Source organism: Mammaliicoccus lentus (assembly GCF_947036595.1).
Classification (GTDB): Bacteria; Bacillota; Bacilli; order Staphylococcales; family Staphylococcaceae; genus Mammaliicoccus; species Mammaliicoccus lentus.
In genome coordinates, this window is record NZ_OX344834.1 from 1,396,915 (window position 1) to 1,418,360 (window position 21,446).

At 32.9% G+C, this 21,446-nt stretch carries 25 protein-coding genes; 24 read left to right on the plus strand and 1 reads right to left on the minus strand.

All coding sequences use genetic code 11. The features are described 5' to 3' along the window. Positions 1 to 36 precede the first annotated feature (36 nt). The 3 genes from ACNMOQ_RS06995 to ACNMOQ_RS07005 all read left to right on the plus strand — a co-directional run bounded on the left by ACNMOQ_RS06995 (position 37) and on the right by ACNMOQ_RS07005 (position 3,318). The gene (locus ACNMOQ_RS06995; protein WP_416350385.1) at positions 37 to 1,563 is read left to right on the plus strand and encodes a LysM peptidoglycan-binding domain-containing protein; all 1,527 of its coding nucleotides are present in this window, start codon (positions 37 to 39) and stop codon (positions 1,561 to 1,563) included. Between the two features lie 24 nt (positions 1,564 to 1,587). Continuing rightward, a complete protein-coding gene (locus ACNMOQ_RS07000; RefSeq protein WP_016999995.1) occupies positions 1,588 to 2,226 on the plus strand; it encodes a CBS domain-containing protein in 639 nt (212 codons plus the stop codon). 105 nt (positions 2,227 to 2,331) lie between these two features. Further along, positions 2,332 to 3,318 (plus strand): YpdA family putative bacillithiol disulfide reductase, encoded by a 987-nt coding sequence (locus tag ACNMOQ_RS07005; RefSeq protein ID WP_016999994.1) that lies wholly within the window; start codon positions 2,332 to 2,334, stop codon positions 3,316 to 3,318. Positions 3,319 to 3,367: 49 nt separating this feature from the next. Here ACNMOQ_RS07005 and ACNMOQ_RS07010 read toward each other — a convergent pair whose 3' ends face one another. Then, entirely contained in the window at positions 3,368 to 4,336 is a 969-nt protein-coding gene (locus tag ACNMOQ_RS07010; RefSeq protein ID WP_064204563.1) for an asparaginase, read from the minus strand. 74 nt (positions 4,337 to 4,410) lie between these two features. On the opposite strand from ACNMOQ_RS07010, the gene cmk reads away from it, so the two are divergent. The 21 genes from cmk (at position 4,411) to ACNMOQ_RS07115 (ending at position 21,427) form a co-directional block, all read left to right on the plus strand. Continuing rightward, positions 4,411 to 5,064, plus strand: coding sequence for a (d)CMP kinase (gene cmk / locus ACNMOQ_RS07015; protein ID WP_064204564.1), 654 nt, complete (start codon positions 4,411 to 4,413; stop codon positions 5,062 to 5,064). Between the two features lie 78 nt (positions 5,065 to 5,142). Then, complete coding sequence (gene rpsA / locus ACNMOQ_RS07020; RefSeq protein ID WP_016999991.1) at positions 5,143 to 6,300, plus strand: 30S ribosomal protein S1; 1,158 nt, start codon at positions 5,143 to 5,145, stop codon at positions 6,298 to 6,300. Between the two features lie 184 nt (positions 6,301 to 6,484). Then, positions 6,485 to 7,795, plus strand: a complete 1,311-nt coding sequence (der, locus tag ACNMOQ_RS07025) for a ribosome biogenesis GTPase Der (RefSeq protein ID WP_016999990.1) — start codon at positions 6,485 to 6,487, stop codon at positions 7,793 to 7,795. A gap of 19 nt (positions 7,796 to 7,814) precedes the next feature. Further along, on the plus strand, positions 7,815 to 8,819 hold the full coding sequence (locus ACNMOQ_RS07030) for an NAD(P)H-dependent glycerol-3-phosphate dehydrogenase (RefSeq protein ID WP_016999989.1): 1,005 nt from the start codon (positions 7,815 to 7,817) through the stop codon (positions 8,817 to 8,819). A gap of 17 nt (positions 8,820 to 8,836) precedes the next feature. Then, entirely contained in the window at positions 8,837 to 9,043 is a 207-nt protein-coding gene (locus ACNMOQ_RS07035; RefSeq protein ID WP_416350386.1) for a DUF2768 domain-containing protein, read from the plus strand. After that, a complete protein-coding gene (locus tag ACNMOQ_RS07040; RefSeq protein WP_064204565.1) occupies positions 9,036 to 9,761 on the plus strand; it encodes a hypothetical protein in 726 nt (241 codons plus the stop codon). The genes ACNMOQ_RS07035 and ACNMOQ_RS07040 overlap by 8 nt, the downstream gene beginning before the upstream one ends. Positions 9,762 to 9,887: 126 nt before the next feature. Continuing rightward, positions 9,888 to 10,160 carry an HU family DNA-binding protein gene (locus tag ACNMOQ_RS07045; RefSeq protein ID WP_016912122.1) on the plus strand — a complete coding sequence of 91 codons (273 nt, stop codon included), beginning with the start codon at positions 9,888 to 9,890 and terminating at the stop codon, positions 10,158 to 10,160. A 131-nt stretch (positions 10,161 to 10,291) separates the two neighbouring features. Further along, positions 10,292 to 10,783, plus strand: coding sequence for a hypothetical protein (locus ACNMOQ_RS07050; RefSeq protein WP_416350387.1), 492 nt, complete (start codon positions 10,292 to 10,294; stop codon positions 10,781 to 10,783). After that, positions 10,784 to 11,491: a demethylmenaquinone methyltransferase gene (locus ACNMOQ_RS07055; RefSeq protein ID WP_026023674.1), complete on the plus strand. Its 708-nt coding sequence runs from the start codon at positions 10,784 to 10,786 to the stop codon at positions 11,489 to 11,491. A 12-nt stretch (positions 11,492 to 11,503) separates the two neighbouring features. Then, entirely contained in the window at positions 11,504 to 12,466 is a 963-nt protein-coding gene (locus tag ACNMOQ_RS07060) for a polyprenyl synthetase family protein (RefSeq protein ID WP_103269574.1), read from the plus strand. A 74-nt stretch (positions 12,467 to 12,540) separates the two neighbouring features. After that, the gene (ndk, locus tag ACNMOQ_RS07065; protein ID WP_064204568.1) at positions 12,541 to 12,993 is read left to right on the plus strand and encodes a nucleoside-diphosphate kinase; all 453 of its coding nucleotides are present in this window, start codon (positions 12,541 to 12,543) and stop codon (positions 12,991 to 12,993) included. 118 nt (positions 12,994 to 13,111) lie between these two features. Continuing rightward, entirely contained in the window at positions 13,112 to 14,278 is a 1,167-nt protein-coding gene (aroC, locus tag ACNMOQ_RS07070; RefSeq protein WP_416350388.1) for a chorismate synthase, read from the plus strand. A gap of 8 nt (positions 14,279 to 14,286) precedes the next feature. Next, positions 14,287 to 15,360 (plus strand): 3-dehydroquinate synthase, encoded by a 1,074-nt coding sequence (gene aroB, locus ACNMOQ_RS07075; RefSeq protein WP_016999981.1) that lies wholly within the window; start codon positions 14,287 to 14,289, stop codon positions 15,358 to 15,360. Positions 15,361 to 15,375: 15 nt separating this feature from the next. Next, entirely contained in the window at positions 15,376 to 16,614 is a 1,239-nt protein-coding gene (locus tag ACNMOQ_RS07080; protein ID WP_016999980.1) for a tetratricopeptide repeat protein, read from the plus strand. A 13-nt stretch (positions 16,615 to 16,627) separates the two neighbouring features. Beyond that, positions 16,628 to 17,167, plus strand: coding sequence for a YpiB family protein (locus tag ACNMOQ_RS07085; RefSeq protein ID WP_016999979.1), 540 nt, complete (start codon positions 16,628 to 16,630; stop codon positions 17,165 to 17,167). Next, positions 17,167 to 17,601: a DUF2487 family protein gene (locus tag ACNMOQ_RS07090; protein WP_016999978.1), complete on the plus strand. Its 435-nt coding sequence runs from the start codon at positions 17,167 to 17,169 to the stop codon at positions 17,599 to 17,601. The genes ACNMOQ_RS07085 and ACNMOQ_RS07090 overlap by 1 nt, the downstream gene beginning before the upstream one ends. 280 nt (positions 17,602 to 17,881) lie before the next feature. Continuing rightward, positions 17,882 to 18,385 carry a ubiquinol-cytochrome c reductase iron-sulfur subunit gene (locus ACNMOQ_RS07095; protein ID WP_016999977.1) on the plus strand — a complete coding sequence of 168 codons (504 nt, stop codon included), beginning with the start codon at positions 17,882 to 17,884 and terminating at the stop codon, positions 18,383 to 18,385. Between the two features lie 13 nt (positions 18,386 to 18,398). After that, positions 18,399 to 19,073: a menaquinol-cytochrome c reductase cytochrome b subunit gene (gene qcrB / locus ACNMOQ_RS07100; protein WP_016912349.1), complete on the plus strand. Its 675-nt coding sequence runs from the start codon at positions 18,399 to 18,401 to the stop codon at positions 19,071 to 19,073. 37 nt (positions 19,074 to 19,110) lie between these two features. Then, complete coding sequence (locus tag ACNMOQ_RS07105) at positions 19,111 to 19,899, plus strand: menaquinol-cytochrome c reductase cytochrome b/c subunit (protein WP_064204570.1); 789 nt, start codon at positions 19,111 to 19,113, stop codon at positions 19,897 to 19,899. A 191-nt stretch (positions 19,900 to 20,090) separates the two neighbouring features. Beyond that, positions 20,091 to 20,684 carry a DUF1405 domain-containing protein gene (locus tag ACNMOQ_RS07110; protein ID WP_216683626.1) on the plus strand — a complete coding sequence of 198 codons (594 nt, stop codon included), beginning with the start codon at positions 20,091 to 20,093 and terminating at the stop codon, positions 20,682 to 20,684. 53 nt (positions 20,685 to 20,737) lie between these two features. After that, positions 20,738 to 21,427 (plus strand): zinc metallopeptidase, encoded by a 690-nt coding sequence (locus ACNMOQ_RS07115; RefSeq protein WP_016999973.1) that lies wholly within the window; start codon positions 20,738 to 20,740, stop codon positions 21,425 to 21,427. The last annotated feature ends 19 nt before the right edge of the window (positions 21,428 to 21,446 follow it).

Consider the following 21,446-nt stretch of genomic DNA (forward strand, 5'->3'; position numbering starts at 1 on the left):
ATATAAATTTAAAAAGATAATGAAGAGGTGAGTTTATTGTCTAAAGATAATTTCAAAGACGAATTCGAGAAAAGTCGTCAACCGATAGAGCGAACTGAAGACAAAGCAGATCAAGAACTAAATGATTCTCAAGAAGATATTAAAGAGAATCAAAATAATCAAGATAATCAATCTAGTCGGAAAGAAAGCAGAAAACAAAATAGACAGCAAAAGAAAGACAAACAACAGTATCCTCCAAGAGGCGCGTTAAGAAGACAACGAAGAAAAGAAGAAGCGCAAAAACAAGCTTCACAACCTAAAGAAACAGATAAAAGCACTGATCAAGTTGAACAAAAGCAAGATAAGAATCATAAAGGTGCAGCAGCAGGCGCTGCTGGAGTTGCAGGAGCAACGGGCGCTGTAAATGCAAACAAAAATTCTAAAAAATCTTTAACAGATAAACCTGAAAAAGATACAGACGATAAAAATCAAAAAGGCAAACAAAACAAAAAAGGTAAAGTTGCAGGAACAGCAGCGGCTGGCGCAGCTACATCTTCTCAATCTGGAAATGCTTCTCCAAAGGATAAAGACGAAACATCTAAAGATACAAATAAAGAAGATAAAGGTTCTAATAAGAAAAAAGCAGCTGGAGCGGCTGCTGTAGGTGCCGGTGCAGCAGGCGCGGCAGGTTTAGCAGCTAATTCTAAAAATAATAGTGCTGCTGAAACAGATTCTAAGAAAGATAATAAAGATCATTCTAATAAGAAGAAAGGTGCAGCAGCTGGTGCCGCAGGAGCGACAGGCGCAGCCGGTGCAGCCGGAGCTGGAGCATCTGGTGGTGGAGGAACACCTCCAAGTGGCGGAAGCGGAAACGGCGGTAATGGAAATGGTGATGGTTCAAACAAGTTTAAAAAAGCCATTATACCAATCGTTGCAGCAATATTGATACTTGGTGCTTTAGCAATATTCTTAGGCACATATTTAAACGGTACAAATAATGATAATGGTAAAGAATTAGCAGAAAAGACATCTCAGACAAATAGCGATGCTAAGAAAAAAGCTGACGAGCAAGCTGAAAAAGATAGAAAAAATAAAGAAGAAGACGATAAATCTAATAAATCATCAGATGAAGATAAACAATCAAGCGATGATAGTGATAAATCATCTAATAGTTCAAATGATGATAGCAATTCGAATAATGATAATAGTGACAGTAATGAAAATGCTAGTGATGACGCTTCTAATAACAACCAAGCTTCACAACCAGACCAAAATAGCGATCAAAACGTAAATCAATACGGTCAAAATTCAGATTCAAGCAATGATGATGTTCAAAATGCAGCTGATGATGCAGCGAACAATCAGAATGGGCAAAATGGTCAAAACGCCCAAAATAACCAAAACAATCAGTCTAATCAAAGTCAAGGCCAAGAATCTCATACTGTAACTGGTAAAGAGAACTTGTACCGAATTGCTATACAATATTATGGTGACGGTTCAGCTGAAAACGTTGAAAAAATTAGACAAGCAAATGGTATTTCTGGAAACAGTATTTCTCAAGGTCAAGATTTAGTAATACCATAGACATCAATTAAAGGGGATGGAATTATGTATTTATCAAATATTATGATACCTAAAGAAAAATGTTACATCGCACATCCAAAAGATACGATTCATTCAGCATTAGATAAGTTAGAACATCATGGTATCGACGGTTTACCAGTTGTTGAACATGGCAAGTATATCGGGATGATTACACGTTACAGTATTTTTAGACATTACTTTTTTAAAAAGGAAAATGTATCAAGAGATAATTTCATTGATGATACAATAATTGAAGATATACTGACGATTGACTTGCATTCACTTAATGAAAACTTAGTCGTTGAAGAAGCATTGTTGAACTTGCAAGATTTTCCGATTATTGCTGTAGTTAACGATGATAAAGACTTCCTTGGAATTGTGACAAGATATGATGTAATGGAACAATTTAAGTCAGCATTCGGTATGAAGCAAAAAGGGGTAAGAATTGCGATTACTTCAGTGGATGCTGAAGGTAGAATTAAGCGACTATCTAATATTATTGCAAAATATAAATTAAACACTATTTCATTTGTAACATTTGATGAAACAGACAAAATGTATCGTCGTATGATTATTAAAGTTGAAAAGACAGATAACATTAAAAAATTCATTAAGTATTTATCTAGAAACGGATTCAAAGTTCTAGATGTAACTGAAGACTAAGAAAAATAGAGCCCAGGACAATTATTTATGTCTTGGGCTCATTTTATTTTATTTATAGCTCTTTATTGATATAATTATCAAGGTATATTATAAGGAGTGAAATAAATGCAAGAATTTGAAAGCCTAATAATTGGTGGTGGACCATGTGGCTTAAGTGCAGCCATTGAACAAAAACGTCAAGGTATAAACGCTGTAGTAATTGAAAAAGGGAACGTTGTAGATGCTATATATCATTACCCTACGCATCAGACATTCTTTTCATCAAGTGAAAAACTTGGTATCGGTGATGTACCTTTTATCGTTGAAGACTTAAAACCTAAAAGAAACCAAGCACTTGTTTATTACAGAGAAGTGGTTAAACATCATCAATTAGATGTAAGAACATTCGAAGAAGTATTAACTGTAAAAAAAGTTGATAACCGATTTTTAGTATCAACAACTAAACAAACTTATAAAGTTAGATTTTTAACTGTAGCAACAGGATATTATGGTCAGCATAATGAATTAGATGTAGAAGGCCAAGAGTTAGATAAAGTTATGCATTACTTTAAAGAAGCACATCCGTACTTTAATCAAGACGTTGTAATCGTAGGCGGCAAAAACTCTGCAGTAGATGCTGCTATCGAGTTAGAAAAAGCGGGTGCAAATGTAACAGTAATTTATCGTGGATCAGAATACTCTAAAAGTATAAAACCTTGGATTTTACCTAACTTTGAATCATTGGTAAATCACGAAAAGATTACAATGCATTTCAACAGTGAAGTTGAGCACATTGACGAAGAGACTTTAACGTATAATCAAGATGGTAAATCATATACAATTAAGAACGATTTTGTATTTGCAATGATTGGTTACCACCCAGATTATAAGTTCTTAGAATCATGTGGTATTGATACAATAACTAATGAATATGGCACAGCGCCTTCATACAATAAAGATACCATGGAATCAAATGTTGAAAATCTATTTATAGCTGGTGTAATAGCAGCTGGTAATGATGCCAACACAATCTTTATTGAAAATGGTAAATATCATGGTGGTACAATCGCACAAGAAATAGCTAGAAAAAAGCAAACACCACTGGAATCATAAAACAAAATCCTTTTTGTGAGTAATACACTCATAAAAAGGATTTTTTATTTTACGCGAAATATGTTTTCAATTGTTCTTTATTTAAATGATTACTTAAACCGACTAACAATTTTAATCGTGCTTTTTGACCATTTAAGCCGTTTGAGAAAATTAAGCCCATATTTTGAAGTTGTGAACCTCCGCCTTCATATGCATATATACCATCTACTATTCCGTTAAAGGAACGAGATACGACTACTACTGGTATATGCGCATCCATTAACTTATGTAAGCCATCTAGAGCAGTTGGGGGTAAATTACCTTGTCCGAGCGCTTCAACAACTAAACCATTGTATTGATGTTCTACAAAGAAATTAAATATATCACTAGATATGTCCATATGTGCTTTGATTAAGCCGATTTTGGTATTTGGGTTAATTTCAGGGTATTTCTTATAAGGAAAAGGTTGATGATGAAATATAACATGTGTCTTAGTTACACTACCGATTGGTCCATAGTTAGGACTTTGGAAAGTACTCGTATTTGACGTATGCGTTTTTGTAACATTTTTAGCTGTATGAATTTCGTCATTAAAGACGACCATGACACCTTTATTACGCGCTTCGTCTTCTGAAGCTACTTTTAATGCTGAAACATAATTATATAATCCGTCAGAACCAATTTCATTTGAAGATCTCATCGCACCAGTTAAAATAATTGGTAATGATGTATCTATTGTTAAATCTAACAAATATGCTGTTTCTTCCAAAGTATCTGTACCGTGCGTAATAACAAAAGCATCATATGCATCTTTTTCTATAGCATCAGTAATAATATTTTTTAAAATGATGATATAATCATTGTTCATATGTGGAGAAGGAACTTGGAAAGGATTAATCTCTTCTATGTCTCCAAGTGATTGTATAAAAGCTTGATGCCTATGCATTGGATGCTCTTCGTTTGTTTCGACTTTACCTGTATCTTTATCTTCTGACATGCTAATTGTTCCACCAGTATGAATTACTAAAATTCGCTTCATATCTTTCCTCCTGTTCATAAGTTTATAATTTATGATAAAATATATAAGATTAAAGAACAAGAGAGGTTAAGGAAATGAGTAAAATAAATATAGCTATAGATGGACCAGCAGCTGCTGGAAAAAGTACCATTGCTAAATTAGTAGCACAGCATTTCAATATGATTTATATAGATACTGGTGCTATGTATAGAGCAATTACGCTTTATTATATCGAACAAGAGACAGAAGATTTTAGCCAGCTTGTTCAAAACATCGATTTAAGAATTGTTTTACAAAATGGTCAGCGTGTCATTTTAAACGATGTTGATGTATCAGAAAGAATTAGAGAGAATGATGTTACAGAAAAAGTTTCTCATGTAGCTTCACAAGAACCTGTTAGAACATTTTTAGTAGAGGAACAACAAAAGTTAGCTCAAGAAAAAAATGTTGTGATGGACGGTAGAGATGTAGGGACAACAGTATTACCGGATGCAGAGTTAAAAGTATACATGATAGCATCTGTAGAAGAACGTGCCTTAAGAAGATTAAAAGATAATGAACTAAGAGGCATTGAATCAGATTTAGAAAGTTTAAAAATTGACATTGAGCGAAGAGATCAATTTGATATGAATCGTGAAATCTCACCGCTTGTGAAAGCGGAAGATGCAATAAGTATTGATACAACAGGTTTATCCATTGACGAAGTGACAAATGAAATTATAAATTTGGCAAAAGTCAAAATGGTGTAAATAGTACGAATTTCTTGACAATTTAGCTTCTTTATAAGAAGTTAATATTAAGATATTTATTTTAAGGAGGCAATTTTGATGACGGAAGAATTCAACGAATCCATGATAAATGAAGTGCAAGAAGGTGACAAAGTAAAAGGTACGGTGCAACAAATTGAAGACAAACATGTAGTTGTACACATTGATGGTGGTAAATTTGATGGCATCATTCCAATAAGCCAACTGTCAACTCAACACATCGAAACAGCTAATGAAGTCGTCAATATTGGTGATGAAATCGAAGCTTTCGTAACTAAAATTGAACAAAACGAAGAAAGCGGTCATTATATATTATCTAAGCGTAAACTAGATGAAAATTTATCATATGACAAACTTCAAAAAATCCAAGAAAATGATGAAACAATTGAGGCTGAAGTAACAGAAGTAGTTAAAGGTGGACTAGTAGTAGATGCTGGTATAAGAGGTTTCATACCTGCTTCTTTAATTTCTGTTCATTATATCGAAGACTTCTCTGACTATTTAGGAAAAGTCTTAACATTAAAAGTAGAAGAACTTGATCAAACTAATAACAGAGTGATTCTAAGCCACAAGAAAGTGGAACAAGAATCATTAGACGTTAAGAAAGAAGCGTTATTAGACAATCTTTCTCAAGGAGACATTCTAGAAGGAAGAGTTGCTAGAATTGCTAACTTCGGTGCGTTTATTGACTTAGGTGGAGTAGATGGATTAGTGCACGTTTCTGAATTATCACATAATCATGTTAAAACGCCTGATGAAGTCGTTCAAGTTGGAGATAATGTAAAAGTTAAAGTAAGAGCTGTTGATCGTGAAGCGGAAAGAATCTCGCTTTCAATTAAAGACACTTTACCAAGTCCATTCGAACAAATCGAATCAGAATTTAATGTAGGCGATATTGTACCAGGTAAAGTTGTGCGTTTAGCTCAATTTGGTGCTTTTGTTGAAATTGCTGCTGGATTACAAGGTTTAGTTCACATATCTCAAATTAGCCACGAACACATTGGCAATCCTGAGGAAGTATTAGAAAAAGGTCAAAACGTTCAAGTGAAAATCTTAGGTATAGATAAAGACGAAGAAAGAATTTCATTATCTATTAAAGATACAATCGAACAAGAAACTGACTATGATGAATCATATTTAAATCAATCAGATTCAGATGAAGATAACCCTACATTAGGTGATGTTTTCGGAGACAAGTTAAAGAATTTCAAACTATAAAATTATAGGATATGACATGAGACTGCTATTAGAGGAAGTAGACCTTTATTAGCAGTCGTTTTTATTTTTTACAACATTACATGATATGATAAATTATTAAATTAAAGCTCTTTTTATATTTCATAGGCTAAATAGCGATGATATGTTAAAATAAAAAGGATTATGAATGAGAGGAAGACGGTTTATGACAAAACCCATTATAGCGATTGTAGGGAAACCTAACGTAGGGAAATCTACAATTTTTAATAGAATTATTGGTGAAAGAGTATCAATAGTTGAAGATACACCAGGTATCACAAGAGATAGAATTTATTCTAGTGGTGAATGGTTAACACATGACTTTAACTTAATAGATACTGGTGGAATAGATTTAGGTGATGAACCTTTCCAAAAACAAATAACTGCACAGGCAGAAGTAGCAATTGATGAAGCGGATGTCATCATCTTTATGGTAAATGGTAGAGAAGGTGTCACTCAAGCTGATGAAATGGTTGCTAAAATTTTGTATAAGTCTAATAAACCAGTTGTATTAGCAGTGAACAAGATTGATAACCCTGAGATGAGAAGTGAAATATATGACTTCTATTCATTAGGATTTGGAGAACCTTTCCCGATATCAGGCTCCCATGGATTAGGTTTAGGTGATTTGTTGGATGAAGCGGCTAAACACTTCCCAACTGAACAAGACCCTGAATATGATGATGAAACAATTAAATTATCTTTAATTGGTCGTCCTAATGTTGGTAAATCAAGTTTAATCAATGCGATTCTAGGTGAAGAACGTGTTATCGTTTCGCCAATCGCTGGTACAACTAGAGATGCTATCGATACTGTATACAATTATGAAGATCAAGAATATGTATTAATTGATACAGCAGGAATGAGGAAAAAAGGTAAAGTATATGAAAGCACTGAAAAATATTCAGTATTAAGAGCATTAAAAGCAATAGAAAGATCTAATGTAGTACTCGTTGTAATTGATGCTGAAGAAGGCATAATCGAACAAGATAAAAAAGTAGCTGGTTATGCACATGAAGCTGGTAAAGCAATTGTAATAGTAGTTAATAAATGGGATACAGTAGAAAAAGATTCAAATACTATGAAGAAATTCGAAAAGAAAGTTAGAGATAACTTCCAATTCTTAGATTATGCACCAATAGCTTTCGTATCAGCTCTAGAGAAATCTAGACTAAGAACATTATTCCCATTCATACAAATGGCTGATGAAAATCATCGTAAACGTGTACAAAGTTCGACACTTAATGAGGTTATTACAGACGCTGTTGCAATGAATCCTACACCAACTGATAATGGTAGAAGATTGAATATATTCTATGCGACACAAGTTGCTATACAACCTCCAACATTCGTTATTTTTGTTAACGATGTTGAATTAATGCATTTCTCTTATAAACGATTTTTAGAGAATCGAATTAGAGATGCTTTTGGATATGAGGGAACACCTATCCACTTAATTTCAAGAAAAAGAAACTAAAGAAAAAGGATGGATAACTATGTCAAATATTACTGTATTTGGTACTGGAAGTTGGGGAACTGCTTTAGCTAACGTTTTAGCAGATAATAATCACAACGTACTAATGTGGGGCAAAACTGAAAAAACTGTAAACGAAATAAATAAAGAACACAGCAATCATAAATATTTAAAAGATATATCAATTAATGAATCCATTAAATCTACGATGGACTTAAAGGATGCTGTACATCATTCATCAATTTATATAATCGCTGTACCTACAAAAGCGATACGAGAAGTTTCTACAAATATTAACGATATTGCATATGGAAAGAAAATCTTTATTCATGTATCTAAAGGAATTGAACCTGATACATTCAAGAGAATATCTGAGATGATATATGAATCAATAGACAGCAAAATTAACGGCGGTATCGCTGTACTATCTGGACCAAGTCACGCAGAAGAAGTTGCAATTAAACATCCTACTACAGTATCTGTATCTTCTGAAAATCAAGAAGTAGCGAGACTAGCTCAAGATCTATTTATGACTGATTATTTCCGAGTTTATACAAACAACGATTTAGTTGGAATTGAAATTGGTGGGGCTTTAAAAAATATAATCGCACTGGCTTCAGGTATAACTGATGGAATAGGCTACGGCGATAATGCAAAAGCAGCACTTATAACAAGAGGATTAGCAGAAATCACGCGATTAGGCGTTAAAATGGGCGCAGATCCTATGACCTTCTTAGGATTAGGCGGTATCGGTGATTTAATCGTTACATGTACTTCTGTACATTCTAGAAACTGGAAATGTGGAAATATGCTGGGTCAAGGAGCAACTTTAGATGAAGCTTTAGAAGAAATGAACATGGTAGTAGAAGGTGTTCGTACAACTAAAGCTGCTTATCATCTTGCTCAAAAGTATGACGTTGAAATGCCAATTACATCAAGTCTATATAAAGTATTATTCGAAGATTATCCTGTACCAGATGGGGTTAGAGATTTGATGGAACGAGATAAGAAGTCTGAGAATATTTAAGCAAGTGGGGTAGTGAAATGTTTGATATTTCAAGAATGGATTTAATGTGGGTATCTTTTTATTCAATTGGATTTATGATATTAGCAATAGTATTTGTATATTTATCAAGGTTTAAATTTAGTAATAGAATCATAAGTGGTATTACGATGTTTCTAGCGGTAATATCACTTATATTGGCAGGCGTCTTAATGATTGTCGTTTTAGGTGGGTCAAGCCATGGATAAACAAAAGCGTATTTACATATTATTATTTACTTGTGTGTTGTTGTTATCAGCATGTGCTTTTCCTGATAAAGAAAAGGCAGAAAATCAAGTTCCTGCTAAAGATCAATTAAGCATCGTCCAAACGGCTGTAGATGAATATCAAAAAGCCAATGATGGTTTATTACCTATCAAAGAAAGAGATGAAAGCTACTCGATTTACCTACAACATCCAGTTGACTTCAATAAATTAAAACCTAAATTTATATCTCAATTACCAGGTAATTCTTTTGAGAATGGTGGTATTTATCAATACGTCATTATGGATGTAGATAAAGATCCTACTGTTTATTTAATCGATTTAAGAACTTCCGAAGTATTAAAAGATATTAGAATACGCATAGATGCTAGCGGTGAACCACTTCAGTTAGGTGATAAAGTAGCACCAAATGTTTATGAAATTGATTATAAGAAGTATGGTTTTAAAAAGAAACCAACTGTACCAAGCCCATATAGCAATGAAAGATTACCAGTATATATGAATGGCGGAAATGATTTTATTATTGATTATAGGCTAGATTTATCTAAAGAAATTAAAAAACGAAAAGACCTTCCAAAACCAGGAACGGACATCAGAAAATTATTGTATGAAGATTCGCCAGTACTACCAGCTTATTCGCCCGAATTTACAATAAATAGTGATAAAGAACCCGTTTTTAAATCAAAAGTGAAAAATTATTAATAAAATTCGAAAAATAGTGCATTTATAGCTTGTAAATCGTTGCAGTGACACAGGTTGTTGTGTTAAAGTCTTATCATAATGGTATTATACATATCATTAGATAACCTTTTGGGAGGTGAATTTGAAATGAACAAAACAGAATTAATCAATTCAGTAAGTGAGAAAGCTAATTTAACTAAAAAAGAAGCTGGTCTTGCTGTAGATGCAGTGTTCGAATCAATTCAAAAATCTTTATCAGATGGTGAGAAAGTACAATTAATTGGTTTCGGTAACTTTGAAGTACGCGAAAGAGCTGCTCGTAAAGGACGTAACCCTCAGACTGGTAAAGAAATTGATATCCCTGCAAGCAAAGTTCCAGCTTTTAAAGCAGGTAAAGCATTAAAAGATGCAGTTAAATAATGAATTGTATCTAAGCCCTTTTTAAGGGCTTTTTTTATTTGTCTTATTTCTTTTATTTCTTTAAATATATGCATTTTCATTTCAATAAAGTTAGTGTTAAGATATATAGGTGATAATGTTGAGGTGATAAGATGGATAATATAGAAAAAATTTATAATAAAGAAGTTGCTGAATTGTTAAAAGGCGTTAATAATAGTCGTATACCAGTAGTCAATCCAATAATAGCAAATATATTAAATGATATTAATATTGATATAAATGCTAAGCTTGCTACAATATCTATAGATGCCTCAATGCGCTTTTTAAATAGAATTGGAGAGCCTGGTGTATCCAATCAAGATATTCTAATCGGAGATCTTGTAAGTGCGTACTTTTACAAATGTGCTACATTACATAGAGATTTGCAATTTTTAGATATTATGACTAAAGCAATTAGTAAACAAAACGAACTAAAACAAACTCTTATAGATAGCAAGTCTCAAAATAATATTGATTCTCTAAAAGAAATTGAATCTATATTTATTTTAACTTTATTAGACTACTTTGATATTGAATTAGATAAAGAATCTATAAAAGAAGAGATATACGCATACTATTATAAAAGAAACCAAAGGACTGAATAAATAGTGGACAATAAATCTAAATCAGAACACGTACATCACGTTTTTCAAAATATATCTGGAAAATATGATACTTTAAATAATATTATAAGCTTTGAACAACATAAAAGATGGCGTAAATACGTTATGAAAGAAATGAACGTTAAACCTGGCAGCAAAGCTCTAGATGTTTGTTGTGGAACTGCTGATTGGTCAATTCAATTAAGTCACGCAGTTGGCCCATATGGAGAAGTAGTAGGATTAGATTTCAGCGAAAACATGTTAGAAGTAGGTAAAAAGAAAACCGAAAATATGGCTAATATCCATTTAATACATGGCGATGCAATGAATCTACCTTTTGAAGACGATGAATTCGATTATGTGACAATTGGTTTTGGTTTGCGAAATGTACCAGACTACAAGCATGTATTAAACGAATTAAAACGTGTTGTTAAACCAGGCGGTATGGTAGTATGTTTAGAAACGAGTCAACCAACTATACCAGTATTCAAACAATTATATAGTTTTTATTTCAAAAACATCATGCCATTATTCGGCAAATTATTTGCAAAATCTTTACAAGAGTACAATTGGCTTCAAGAATCAACTCAAAACTTCCCAGGTAAAAAAGAACTTGCTCAAATGTTTGCAGATGTTGGTTATGAAAGAATTAAATATAAAGGATTTACTGGTGGCGTAGCGGCTATGCATTTAGCTTATAAACCTAAATAAAAAGGTGATCACATGTATGACAAAACAAAGATAAACTTAAATAAAGAAGTAAAAGAAGTAGAAAAGCTTCTTAACAGTTATATTAATAGTGAGCAAAGTACTGTTAATGAAGCTTGCCAATATTTATTATCTTCTGGGGGTAAACGTATTAGACCACTTTTCACGCTTATTGCTAGTCAATTTGGTGATAGTGGGTCAAAAGATGTTAGAGCAGTCGCTACGACACTTGAATTAATACATATGGCTAGTTTAGTTCATGATGATGTAATTGATAAAAGTGATAAACGGAGAGGTAAATATACCATTGCAAAGAAGTGGGATACCCAGACCGCTGTCCTTACAGGAAATTATTTATTATCTCAGTCCTTAAACGTCGTGAGTACAATAGAACACGAAAAATTACACGAGCAATTAGCTAAAGGTATAATAGAAGTATGCCGTGGCGAGTTATTCCAATTTGAAGACCAATTTGTTGCTGATCAATCTATTACAAACTATTTAAGGCGAATAAAACGAAAAACGGCACTTTTAATTTCATTATCAACTGAACTAGGTGCTTATAGTGCTCGAACAAGTGACGAGACAGCTCAAAAGCTTGGTAAAATTGGGTATTATATTGGTATGAGTTATCAAATTATAGATGATATTTTAGATTTCACAAGCACTGAAAAGAAACTTGGTAAGCCAGTAGGATCAGATTTAAGAAATGGACATTTAACTTTACCAGTATTACTTAGAATGAAAAATTCTAAACAGTTCAAAGATAAAATACAGCAACTAAGTATAGATAGTTCTGATGAAGTATTTAACGCTGTTATACAAGAAGTTATTGAATCTGAAGAATTACAAAAGTCTAAAGAAGTGAGTAATAACTACTTGAAAAAAGCGGAAAAACTAATCAGTTCTCTCGAAAATGAATCCGGCCAAAAAATGCTAGCTGAAATTATTAAAAAAATAGGTAACAGAAACCACTAGAAAGCGGTTGCAAGTGGAGTCCCACAGTGATAAACTTATCTTGGATTTACATAAAACAAAGGTAGGGATTACATATGGACAGAACTTTTTTAATGATTAAACCAGATGCGGTGCAAAGAAATCTTATAGGGGAAATCGTTACTAGATTAGAAAGAAAAGGTTTAAAGCTTGTTGCTGCAAAGTTATTTCAAGCTGATGAAGCATTAGCTAAAGAACATTATTCAGAACATACAGATAAACCATTCTTTAACGCATTGGTTAGCTTTATTACTTCAGGACCTGTTTTTGCTATGGTTGTTGAAGGAAACAATGTTGTAGAAGTTACAAGAACACTTGTAGGTGAAACTAACCCATCTAAAGCTGCTCCAGGTACAATTAGAGGAGATTACGGTTTAGATTTAGGTAGAAATATTATACATGGCTCAGATTCAAATGAATCTGCAGAACGTGAGATTAACTTATGGTTTAATGAGTCTGAACTTAATGACTATAAATTAAACAATGAAAATTGGGTTTATGAAGAATAATTAATATATGGATTAGTTTAACGAATTTTTGTTAAACTAATCCTTTCTTTTTGTTAATTTAACGCGTTAAATATGATATGATTAATTTTATATTTAATTAACAGTAGGGAGAGATAATATGCGTTACTTAACATCAGGCGAATCACATGGCCCACAATTAACTATCATTATTGAAGGTGTCCCAGCTAATCTTAAAATCGATGTAAATGAAATAAATGAAGAAATGTTTAAGCGTCAAGGCGGTTATGGCCGTGGACGTCGTATGCAAATTGAGAAAGATTCAGTAGAAATTGTTTCTGGTGTAAGACATGGTTATACTTTAGGTAGTCCTATTACACTTATCGTAACAAACGATGACTTTAAACATTGGAGAAAAATCATGGGAGCAGACGCTTTAACTGAAGAAGAAGCTCAAAATATGAAACGTGTTATTACAAAACCTAGACCCGGACATGCAGATTTAGTAGGTGGTATGAAATATAACCATAGAGATTTAAGAAATGTTCTTGAACGTTCATCTGCACGTGAAACAGCTGCTAGAGTTGCTGTTGGTGCTGTTTCTAAAATATTATTAAAACAATTAGATATTGATATTTATTCACGCGTTATAGAAATTGGCGGAATTAAAGATGACTATGAATATACACTTGATGAAGTAAAAGCAAACATAGATCATAATGATGTACGTTGTATTAGTGATGATGTAGCAGACAAAATGCGTGAGAGAATTGACGCAGCTAAAAAAGAAGGCGATTCTATTGGCGGTATAGTTGAAGTTGTAGTGGAAAACTTACCAGCTGGCATCGGTAGTTACGTACAATACGATAGAAAACTAGACGGCAGATTGGCTCAAGCTGTTGTAAGTATAAATGCTTTCAAAGGTGTAAGTTTTGGTGAAGGCTTTAAAGCTGCTGAAAAACCAGGCAGTGAAATCCAAGATGAAATAGCATACGATCCAGAAAAGGGATATTACCGACTTTCAAATCATTTAGGTGGTTTAGAAGGTGGCATGTCTAATGGTATGCCTATTGTTATAAATGGTGTTATGAAACCAATTCCTACACTATACAAACCATTAAACTCGGTAGACATTGAAACTAAAGAAGATTATAAAGCTACAATCGAACGTTCTGATAGCTGTGCCGTTCCAGCAGCAAGTGTTGTTTGTGAACATGTTATTGCATTCGAAATTGCTAAAGCTATTACAGAAGAGTATCAATCTAATCATATCGACCAATTACAAGATGCTATTAAGCAACACCGTGATTGGAATTTAAATTTCTAGGTGATGTCATGATATTTGAAACAACTTATACTAAAGATAATTATCCAATCATACTAAAAGATAATGCATTATCTGAACTCTCATCATATTTAAAACCAAATGAACAAAATATCGTTTTGATTGATCAAGATGTGTACAAACTTCATAAAGATTATTTAAAAGACCATTTAGATTCACTAAACCTTAAGTATTTAACGATCATAAGTGGAGAAATGTGTAAACAAATGTCTTATTTTGAATCTATCAGTGAAAAGTTGCTTTCAATGAATATTAATAGACAGTCTCAATTAATAGCTATTGGTGGAGGAGCTACAGGTGACTTTGTAGGTTTTCTTGCAGCAACACTACTAAGAGGTATTGATTTTATACAAGTGCCAACAACATTGCTCGCACATGATTCTGCTATCGGTGGGAAAGTAGGTATTAATGCTTCTGTTGGTAAAAATTTAATCGGTGCATTTCATCGTCCCAAAGCTGTTATATTCGATTTGCACTTTTTAAACACGCTTCCAAACACCGAGATTAGAAGTGGTTATGGTGAAATATTTAAACACGCTATATTAAATAACGAAGAAGAAGCTAATAAGTTAATGGCTACTTATCCCTCAATTAAAGAGTTAACACACTTAGAAGACATAGAAGCATTTTTAAAAATGGGTATTCAAACTAAATTAGATATTGTTATACAAGATGAGTTTGAAGGCAATGTAAGAAAACATTTAAACTTAGGTCATACTTTTGGACATGGTTTAGAATATTTGACTAAAATAGCTCACGGTGAAGCTGTCATGATAGGTATACTATTCCAAAAAATTATCAATCAAAAGATTACTGCTTACGATAACGAAGATAGTATTTTTAAATTTATAAATTATTTAAAAGAACTTGGCTATCCATTAAATATTTTAAATCAAGTTGATATTGAGAAAATATTTGAATATATGAAAAAAGACAAAAAAAATATTGGACAATCTATTCAAATGGTTTTACAAACGGGCGATGGTTCGTTTACAATTGAAGCCGTTTCTAAAGAAGAAGTATTAGATTCATTTATAAAGCTTAAGCAGCTAATAAATGATTAGAAGGAGTCCTACAAAATGGAAGATGTATATAAAGTTATAGATGATATTCATATGCAAAATATTAACCAATTAGACGAAAAGATAGATAGAGTATTACAATCTGATGATCACGATGCGCTATTTATGCTTGGTGAAACATTATACAAATATGGAATTGTGGATCAAGGTGTAAAAATATTTGAAGAATTATATATGCTATACCCTGATGAAAATGAAGTGCTTGTATATTACGTAGAAGGTCTAATTGACCAAAATGAGTTAGATAGAGCACATGAAGTATTATTTAATAGCCCAACCTCTACTGAAAAATTAATGCTTGAAGCTGACTTATATCAACAACAAGGATTATTCGAAGTAGGTATAGAAAAATTAATAGAAGCAAAAGAAATCGAACCAGATGATATGGTTATTACATTTGCTCTGGCTGAAATGTATTATTATGATGGTCAGTATTTAAAAGCAATTAGAAACTATGAATCAATTGTTCAAACAGGCGAAGATATTATAAACGGTATATCTATTTACGCTAGAATGGCAGATTCCAGTTTACAAAGTGGCGCTTATGAAGAAGCAGTTAAATATTATGAATATGTATCTGAAATGGATATGACTGTGGAAGATTATTTCAAACAAGCGATTAGTTATCAGAAGAATGAACTGACACAAGAAGCGATTAAGCAACTTGAAAAACTATTACACAAAGATCCTGACTTCATGCAAGCTTATCATTATCTACTGCAAATTTATGAATCCGAAAAAGATTATGAAAAAGCGATTGAGATTGGTAAAGAAGGTCTACGTTTAAACGCTTATTACAAAGAATTAATGACTGACACAGCACGCTTAATGTTGACGACAAATGATGAACATGGTGCTTTACTATTACAAGATGCTCTAACTGTTGATCCATCATATACAGAAGCTGCTATTTTATTAGCGGACTATTATCGAGAGAAAGATAATACTACAGGTTTAATTAACTTACTAACTTATATTGATGAAGATGACATTGATCCAATAGTAGCATGGCATATTGCTTATGCATTTGGTATTGAAGAGCGTGATAAAGAAGCTCAACATTTTTATGATTTAGCATATCCGGATTTAACTCAAAACATTGATTTCTTAAATGACTACTATCATTACTTAATTGAAATTGGCCAAATTGCCACTGCTAAAAACATTCTAGAATCTATTCGTAAAATTGACCCAGAAAATCCTTACTGGGACCAAGAATTAGAAAGATTACAATAAGTAGGTTATTCCAATGGAACATACATGGCTCATTTATGAAAAGCAACGTTTTATTGAATATATTCTATATCAATATGAGTTTAAAAATGCTGAAAGTGTATGGATTTTAAATTTAATTAAGAGTAACCCTAAATACTTATCAAATATTTCATTTGCGAAAGAAATGACAGACGATCGATTTCTATCAATAAGTACTAAACAATCTAATCAATTATCTCTAATGTATTGTAAAGAAAAATTTTGCATTGATGATGGCAGACAGATTTTTCATGATATTAGATTAGATCAGTCTCATTTAAATGTGATTCTCTATTTAAATCAAAGAGATGATCGTCTAAATAGAATAATGTTACTGCAAATGTTATTTGATCAATTTAGCGATAACGAAAATGTTAATTTTTCTAAAGATAACCCAAAAGAATATAGCATTTATCATTGGGAACAATTAATTAGGAATGAAATTGATCGAGCATTAGATAATAACGATCAGGAAACATTTTTGGAAATGACTAAAATATTACAATTCATTAATGAGTTGGAGGAAAATTGGTAATGTTATTCAATCATGCAGATTTAAAGGATTTAAAAAATAATTTAGAATATATCGACACAGCGATTATCCCTGTTTCAAATATAGATATGACTAATCAATTAATTACATCTTGTGATCAAAGTGAAACGATTCAATTAGTCGGTATGTTAACTGAAAAGCAATTCAAAGGTAGATTATTATTAACTCCAGCTTTCTTTACTAGTGATTTTCATACTGAGCATATACAATCATTCATTCAAAGTCTTAAAGAATATGGTTTAACTAATATCATTATTTTAACAAGTGATAAATTAGAAAATATTGAAACTGAAGAAATATATACTGTTAATACTATTCCGATGGCCGACTTAGATGAGGAAATGAAACGCACACTTATAGAAGACGAAGTTAAAAACTTCATGAAATTTATAATAAAAACTTGGAATAAGAAATAGATAGAAACAATTGGGAAAGAAATTTTCCCTCTAAGAATAGCTAGGAGTGAAAAGCTTGATTTAAATGCATTTTCAATCCACTTAACTCCTACTATTATAACGAATTAGGCTTAGGCAATTAAATTTGTCTAAGCCTATTTTCTTTTTGCTCAAAAATAGTGAATAAAACCACAAGAAATAAAAATATAAATTGTGACAAAGCGTTGACCGTCTTGAGATAATAGGCTAAAATTAAATTGTCCTAGTTATAAAAGAACGATTAATAGAGGGGGGAATCTAAATGAGCCAACGTGTCACACGACGCCAATTTTTAAACTATTCATTAATGGGTGTTGGGTCATTTATGGCTGCTGGTATGATTTTACCTATGGGTAGATTTGCGCTTGATCCTGTTTTTAAAGCAGAGGGCAAAGGCGATATGATCGCTACAGGCGTAAAAGAGTCTGAACTTGGTAAAGAGCCAATTAAAGTTGACTTTAAATTTGAGCAAGAAGATGCTTGGTACACGAGTGAAGTTACCGAATTCGCTTGGGTATACAAGGATGGTAAAGACATTGTCGCATTATCACCAGTCTGTAAACATTTAGGATGTACAGTTCAGTGGAATGGTGACAATTCAAATCCAAATCAATTTTTCTGTCCATGTCATAACGGACGTTATGAGAAAAATGGTAAGAATGTACCTGGAACGCCGCCATTAGCACCATTAGATCAATATGAAGTAAAAGTGAAAGATGGCATTATTCAAATCGGTAATAAACATGAGAACGAATTAGCTAAATAAGGAGGGATTAACAATGATAGATAAAATCTATGATTGGGTCGATGACAGACTTGATATTACACCAATTTGGCGAGATATTGCTGATCATGAAGTGCCAGAGCATGTTAACCCTGCTTATCACTTTTCAGCTTTCGTATATTGTTTTGGTGGATTAACGTTTTTCATTACAGTTATCCAAGTTTTATCAGGTATGTTTTTAACTATGTATTACGTACCAGATATCGTAAACGCTTGGAAATCAGTTTACTATTTACAACACGATGTTGCTGCAGGTGTTATCGTTCGTGGTATGCACCATTGGGGGGCTAGTCTAGTAGTAGTAATGATGTTTTTACATACACTTCGTGTATTCTTTACAGGCTCATATAAACAGCCTAGAGAATTAAACTGGGTTGTAGGTGTCTTAATATTCTTTGTAATGCTTGGTTTAAGTTTTACTGGTTATTTATTACCATGGGATATGAAAGCACTATTCGCAACTAAAGTTGGTTTACAAATTGCAGAATCCGTCCCTATTATAGGGCCTTGGGTTAAAACATTACTGGCAGGGGATGCAGAAATAGTTGGTGCACAAACTCTGACTCGTTTCTTTGCGATTCATGTATTCTTCCTTCCTGCTGCACTATTCGCGTTACTGGCAGCACACTTTATAATGATCAGAAAACAAGGTATTTCAGGTCCACTATAAAATTAACGTGAATAAATGAAAAAGGAGGTCATGCGACATGCATCGCGGTAAAGGGATGAAGTTTGTTGGTGACTCAAGAATTAAGTCATACGACAAACCAAAGTTAAATAGAGATTATTCAGAATTTCCAGGTCGTACTGAAAGTTTCTGGCCTGACTTTCTACTTAAAGAATGGATGACTGGAGCAGTTTTCTTAATTGCTTATTTATGTTTAACAGTTGCACATCCATCGCCACTTGAACGTGTGGCGGATCCATCTGATACTGGTTATACACCATTACCAGACTGGTATTTCTTATTCTTATATCAAATACTTAAATATTCATTTGCATCTGGTCCATATAATACTTTTGGTGCTATCGTCTTACCAGGTATCGCATTTGGTGCATTACTATTAGCACCATGGTTAGATAGAGGCCCTGAACGTAAATGGACAAAGAGACCATTTGCATCTGGATTTATGTTATTAGCAGTTGCTATTTTGTTCTACACTACTTGGGAATCTAGTTATTACCATGACTGGAAACAACAAGCTAAGCAAGGTCAAATTGTATTCTCAAACTTAGATAAATCTGACCCTGTATATACGGACATCATCAAGTCAAACTGTACAAGTTGTCATGGTGGTGAGTTGACCGGTGGGCAAGGTCCAAACCTAGTCGAATCTAAACTACCTGAAGAGGGCGTAAAAGGTTTCGTCGAAAAAGGGGCTGGTAAAATGCCTAGCTTTAAAGATACCCTTTCTAAAGAAGAAATAGATAAAGTTTCAAAATATGTTGCAGATTTACATGAAACAGACTCTAATGGTAAAGAATTGAAAAAATAATAATTTAAAGGGATAGGGATAAAAATCTTATTTTACTAAAAAGATTTCTTAGTCCCACCCCGGCAAGTATGACTCTAATTGAAATAAAGCTTAATAAAAGCATATTTTCAGACCAGTCAGCTACTGCCAATATAATAAATCAGGCTGAGACATTATTATGTCCCAGCCTCTTTTTTCAAAGGAGAATTTAAATGGCATTTTGGAAATACGTAATGGGCCAAAAACCAATGCTTGCCACATTTTTTATAGCCAATCTACTAGGCACTGTTTACGGATACATATGGTATGGTGGTCAACTTGCTGAGACAAAATGGTACTTTTGGCCATTTGTACCAGACAGCCCAACAGCAACATTCTTCCTAATAATAGCTATAGCAGCCATATATTTTAATCGTCATTTAGGGCTTTTTGAATGTTTAGCATTTATTACTTTAATTAAATACGGAGCATGGGCAGTACTTATGAATTTATTTGTGATGATACATTATGAGCAACTTGTTCCAATGGCGCTCATGTTAATGGTTTCTCATGGCATTATGGTTGTACAAGCATTTATGTTCTATCCATTATTTGAAATCAAAACATGGCATATTGTCGTTACAATGATATGGGTTTTCCATAATGATGTGATAGATTATGTATATCATCAATATCCAGTTTATAGTATGTTGAGCCAATACGAGGCACACATAGGATATTTAGCTTTCTGGTTAAGTATTATTCCATTCTTACTATTAATATATTTACAAAAAACATTTAAATTAGGGTCAAAACATTTGACGTGAAGGTCTTCACTCCGTAATATATAATTTAAGAGGGATAAAAAGGAGGAAGTTATTTGTTTTCATTTATTATATATTTCATAATCATTATGATTGTCCCTATGTACTTCCAATATAAAGTAAAATCAACTTACAACAAATATTCTAGAGTACGCTCAACTAGTGGCAAGACGGGAAGAGAAGTTGCTGAAGAAATTTTAGCAGCAAATGGTATTCATGATGTACAAGTATTGCAAGGTGAAGGGTTCTTATCAGATCACTTTGATCCGGTTAAGAAGAGAGTAGTATTATCACCTGATAACTTTAACAAGCCTACTGTAGCTGGTACAGCAATCGCAGCCCACGAAGTAGGACACGCAATCCAACATGCACATGGATATGCATTCTTAAAATTTAGAACAGCATTATTACCACTTGCAAACCTTGGAAGTTCATTATCGTATATCATTATTTTAGCAGGTATTGTATTAACGGCATTAAGCAATACATTTGGTACAACTCTATTATGGGTAGGTATCGTATTCATGTCATTCGCTGTACTATTTACAATTATTACATTACCAGTTGAATTTGATGCGAGTAAACGAGCAATGCGACAAATTGAGAAATTAAATATGGTCAATCAACAAGAATACAAACATGCTAAGAAAGTATTATCAGCAGCAGCTATGACATATGTAGCAGCTACTGCAGTAGCAGTAGCAGAACTTGCTAGATTTATACTAATAGCACGTAGTGGTGACTAATTAACAAAAAGCTGAGACA

Coding starts and splice junctions, on each gene's coding strand:
- ACNMOQ_RS07000 (WP_016999995.1), top strand. CDS start 1,588: ATGTATTTATCAAATATTATGATACCTAAAGAAAAATGTTACATCGCA.
- ACNMOQ_RS07005 (WP_016999994.1), top strand. CDS start 2,332: ATGCAAGAATTTGAAAGCCTAATAATTGGTGGTGGACCATGTGGCTTA.
- ACNMOQ_RS07010 (WP_064204563.1), bottom strand. CDS start 4,336: ATGAAGCGAATTTTAGTAATTCATACTGGTGGAACAATTAGCATGTCA.
- cmk (WP_064204564.1), top strand. CDS start 4,411: ATGAGTAAAATAAATATAGCTATAGATGGACCAGCAGCTGCTGGAAAA.
- rpsA (WP_016999991.1), top strand. CDS start 5,143: ATGACGGAAGAATTCAACGAATCCATGATAAATGAAGTGCAAGAAGGT.
- der (WP_016999990.1), top strand. CDS start 6,485: ATGACAAAACCCATTATAGCGATTGTAGGGAAACCTAACGTAGGGAAA.
- ACNMOQ_RS07030 (WP_016999989.1), top strand. CDS start 7,815: ATGTCAAATATTACTGTATTTGGTACTGGAAGTTGGGGAACTGCTTTA.
- ACNMOQ_RS07035 (WP_416350386.1), top strand. CDS start 8,837: ATGTTTGATATTTCAAGAATGGATTTAATGTGGGTATCTTTTTATTCA.
- ACNMOQ_RS07040 (WP_064204565.1), top strand. CDS start 9,036: ATGGATAAACAAAAGCGTATTTACATATTATTATTTACTTGTGTGTTG.
- ACNMOQ_RS07045 (WP_016912122.1), top strand. CDS start 9,888: ATGAACAAAACAGAATTAATCAATTCAGTAAGTGAGAAAGCTAATTTA.
- ACNMOQ_RS07050 (WP_416350387.1), top strand. CDS start 10,292: ATGGATAATATAGAAAAAATTTATAATAAAGAAGTTGCTGAATTGTTA.
- ACNMOQ_RS07060 (WP_103269574.1), top strand. CDS start 11,504: ATGTATGACAAAACAAAGATAAACTTAAATAAAGAAGTAAAAGAAGTA.
- ndk (WP_064204568.1), top strand. CDS start 12,541: ATGGACAGAACTTTTTTAATGATTAAACCAGATGCGGTGCAAAGAAAT.
- aroC (WP_416350388.1), top strand. CDS start 13,112: ATGCGTTACTTAACATCAGGCGAATCACATGGCCCACAATTAACTATC.
- aroB (WP_016999981.1), top strand. CDS start 14,287: ATGATATTTGAAACAACTTATACTAAAGATAATTATCCAATCATACTA.
- ACNMOQ_RS07080 (WP_016999980.1), top strand. CDS start 15,376: ATGGAAGATGTATATAAAGTTATAGATGATATTCATATGCAAAATATT.
- ACNMOQ_RS07085 (WP_016999979.1), top strand. CDS start 16,628: ATGGAACATACATGGCTCATTTATGAAAAGCAACGTTTTATTGAATAT.
- ACNMOQ_RS07090 (WP_016999978.1), top strand. CDS start 17,167: ATGTTATTCAATCATGCAGATTTAAAGGATTTAAAAAATAATTTAGAA.
- ACNMOQ_RS07095 (WP_016999977.1), top strand. CDS start 17,882: ATGAGCCAACGTGTCACACGACGCCAATTTTTAAACTATTCATTAATG.
- qcrB (WP_016912349.1), top strand. CDS start 18,399: ATGATAGATAAAATCTATGATTGGGTCGATGACAGACTTGATATTACA.
- ACNMOQ_RS07105 (WP_064204570.1), top strand. CDS start 19,111: ATGCATCGCGGTAAAGGGATGAAGTTTGTTGGTGACTCAAGAATTAAG.
- ACNMOQ_RS07110 (WP_216683626.1), top strand. CDS start 20,091: ATGGCATTTTGGAAATACGTAATGGGCCAAAAACCAATGCTTGCCACA.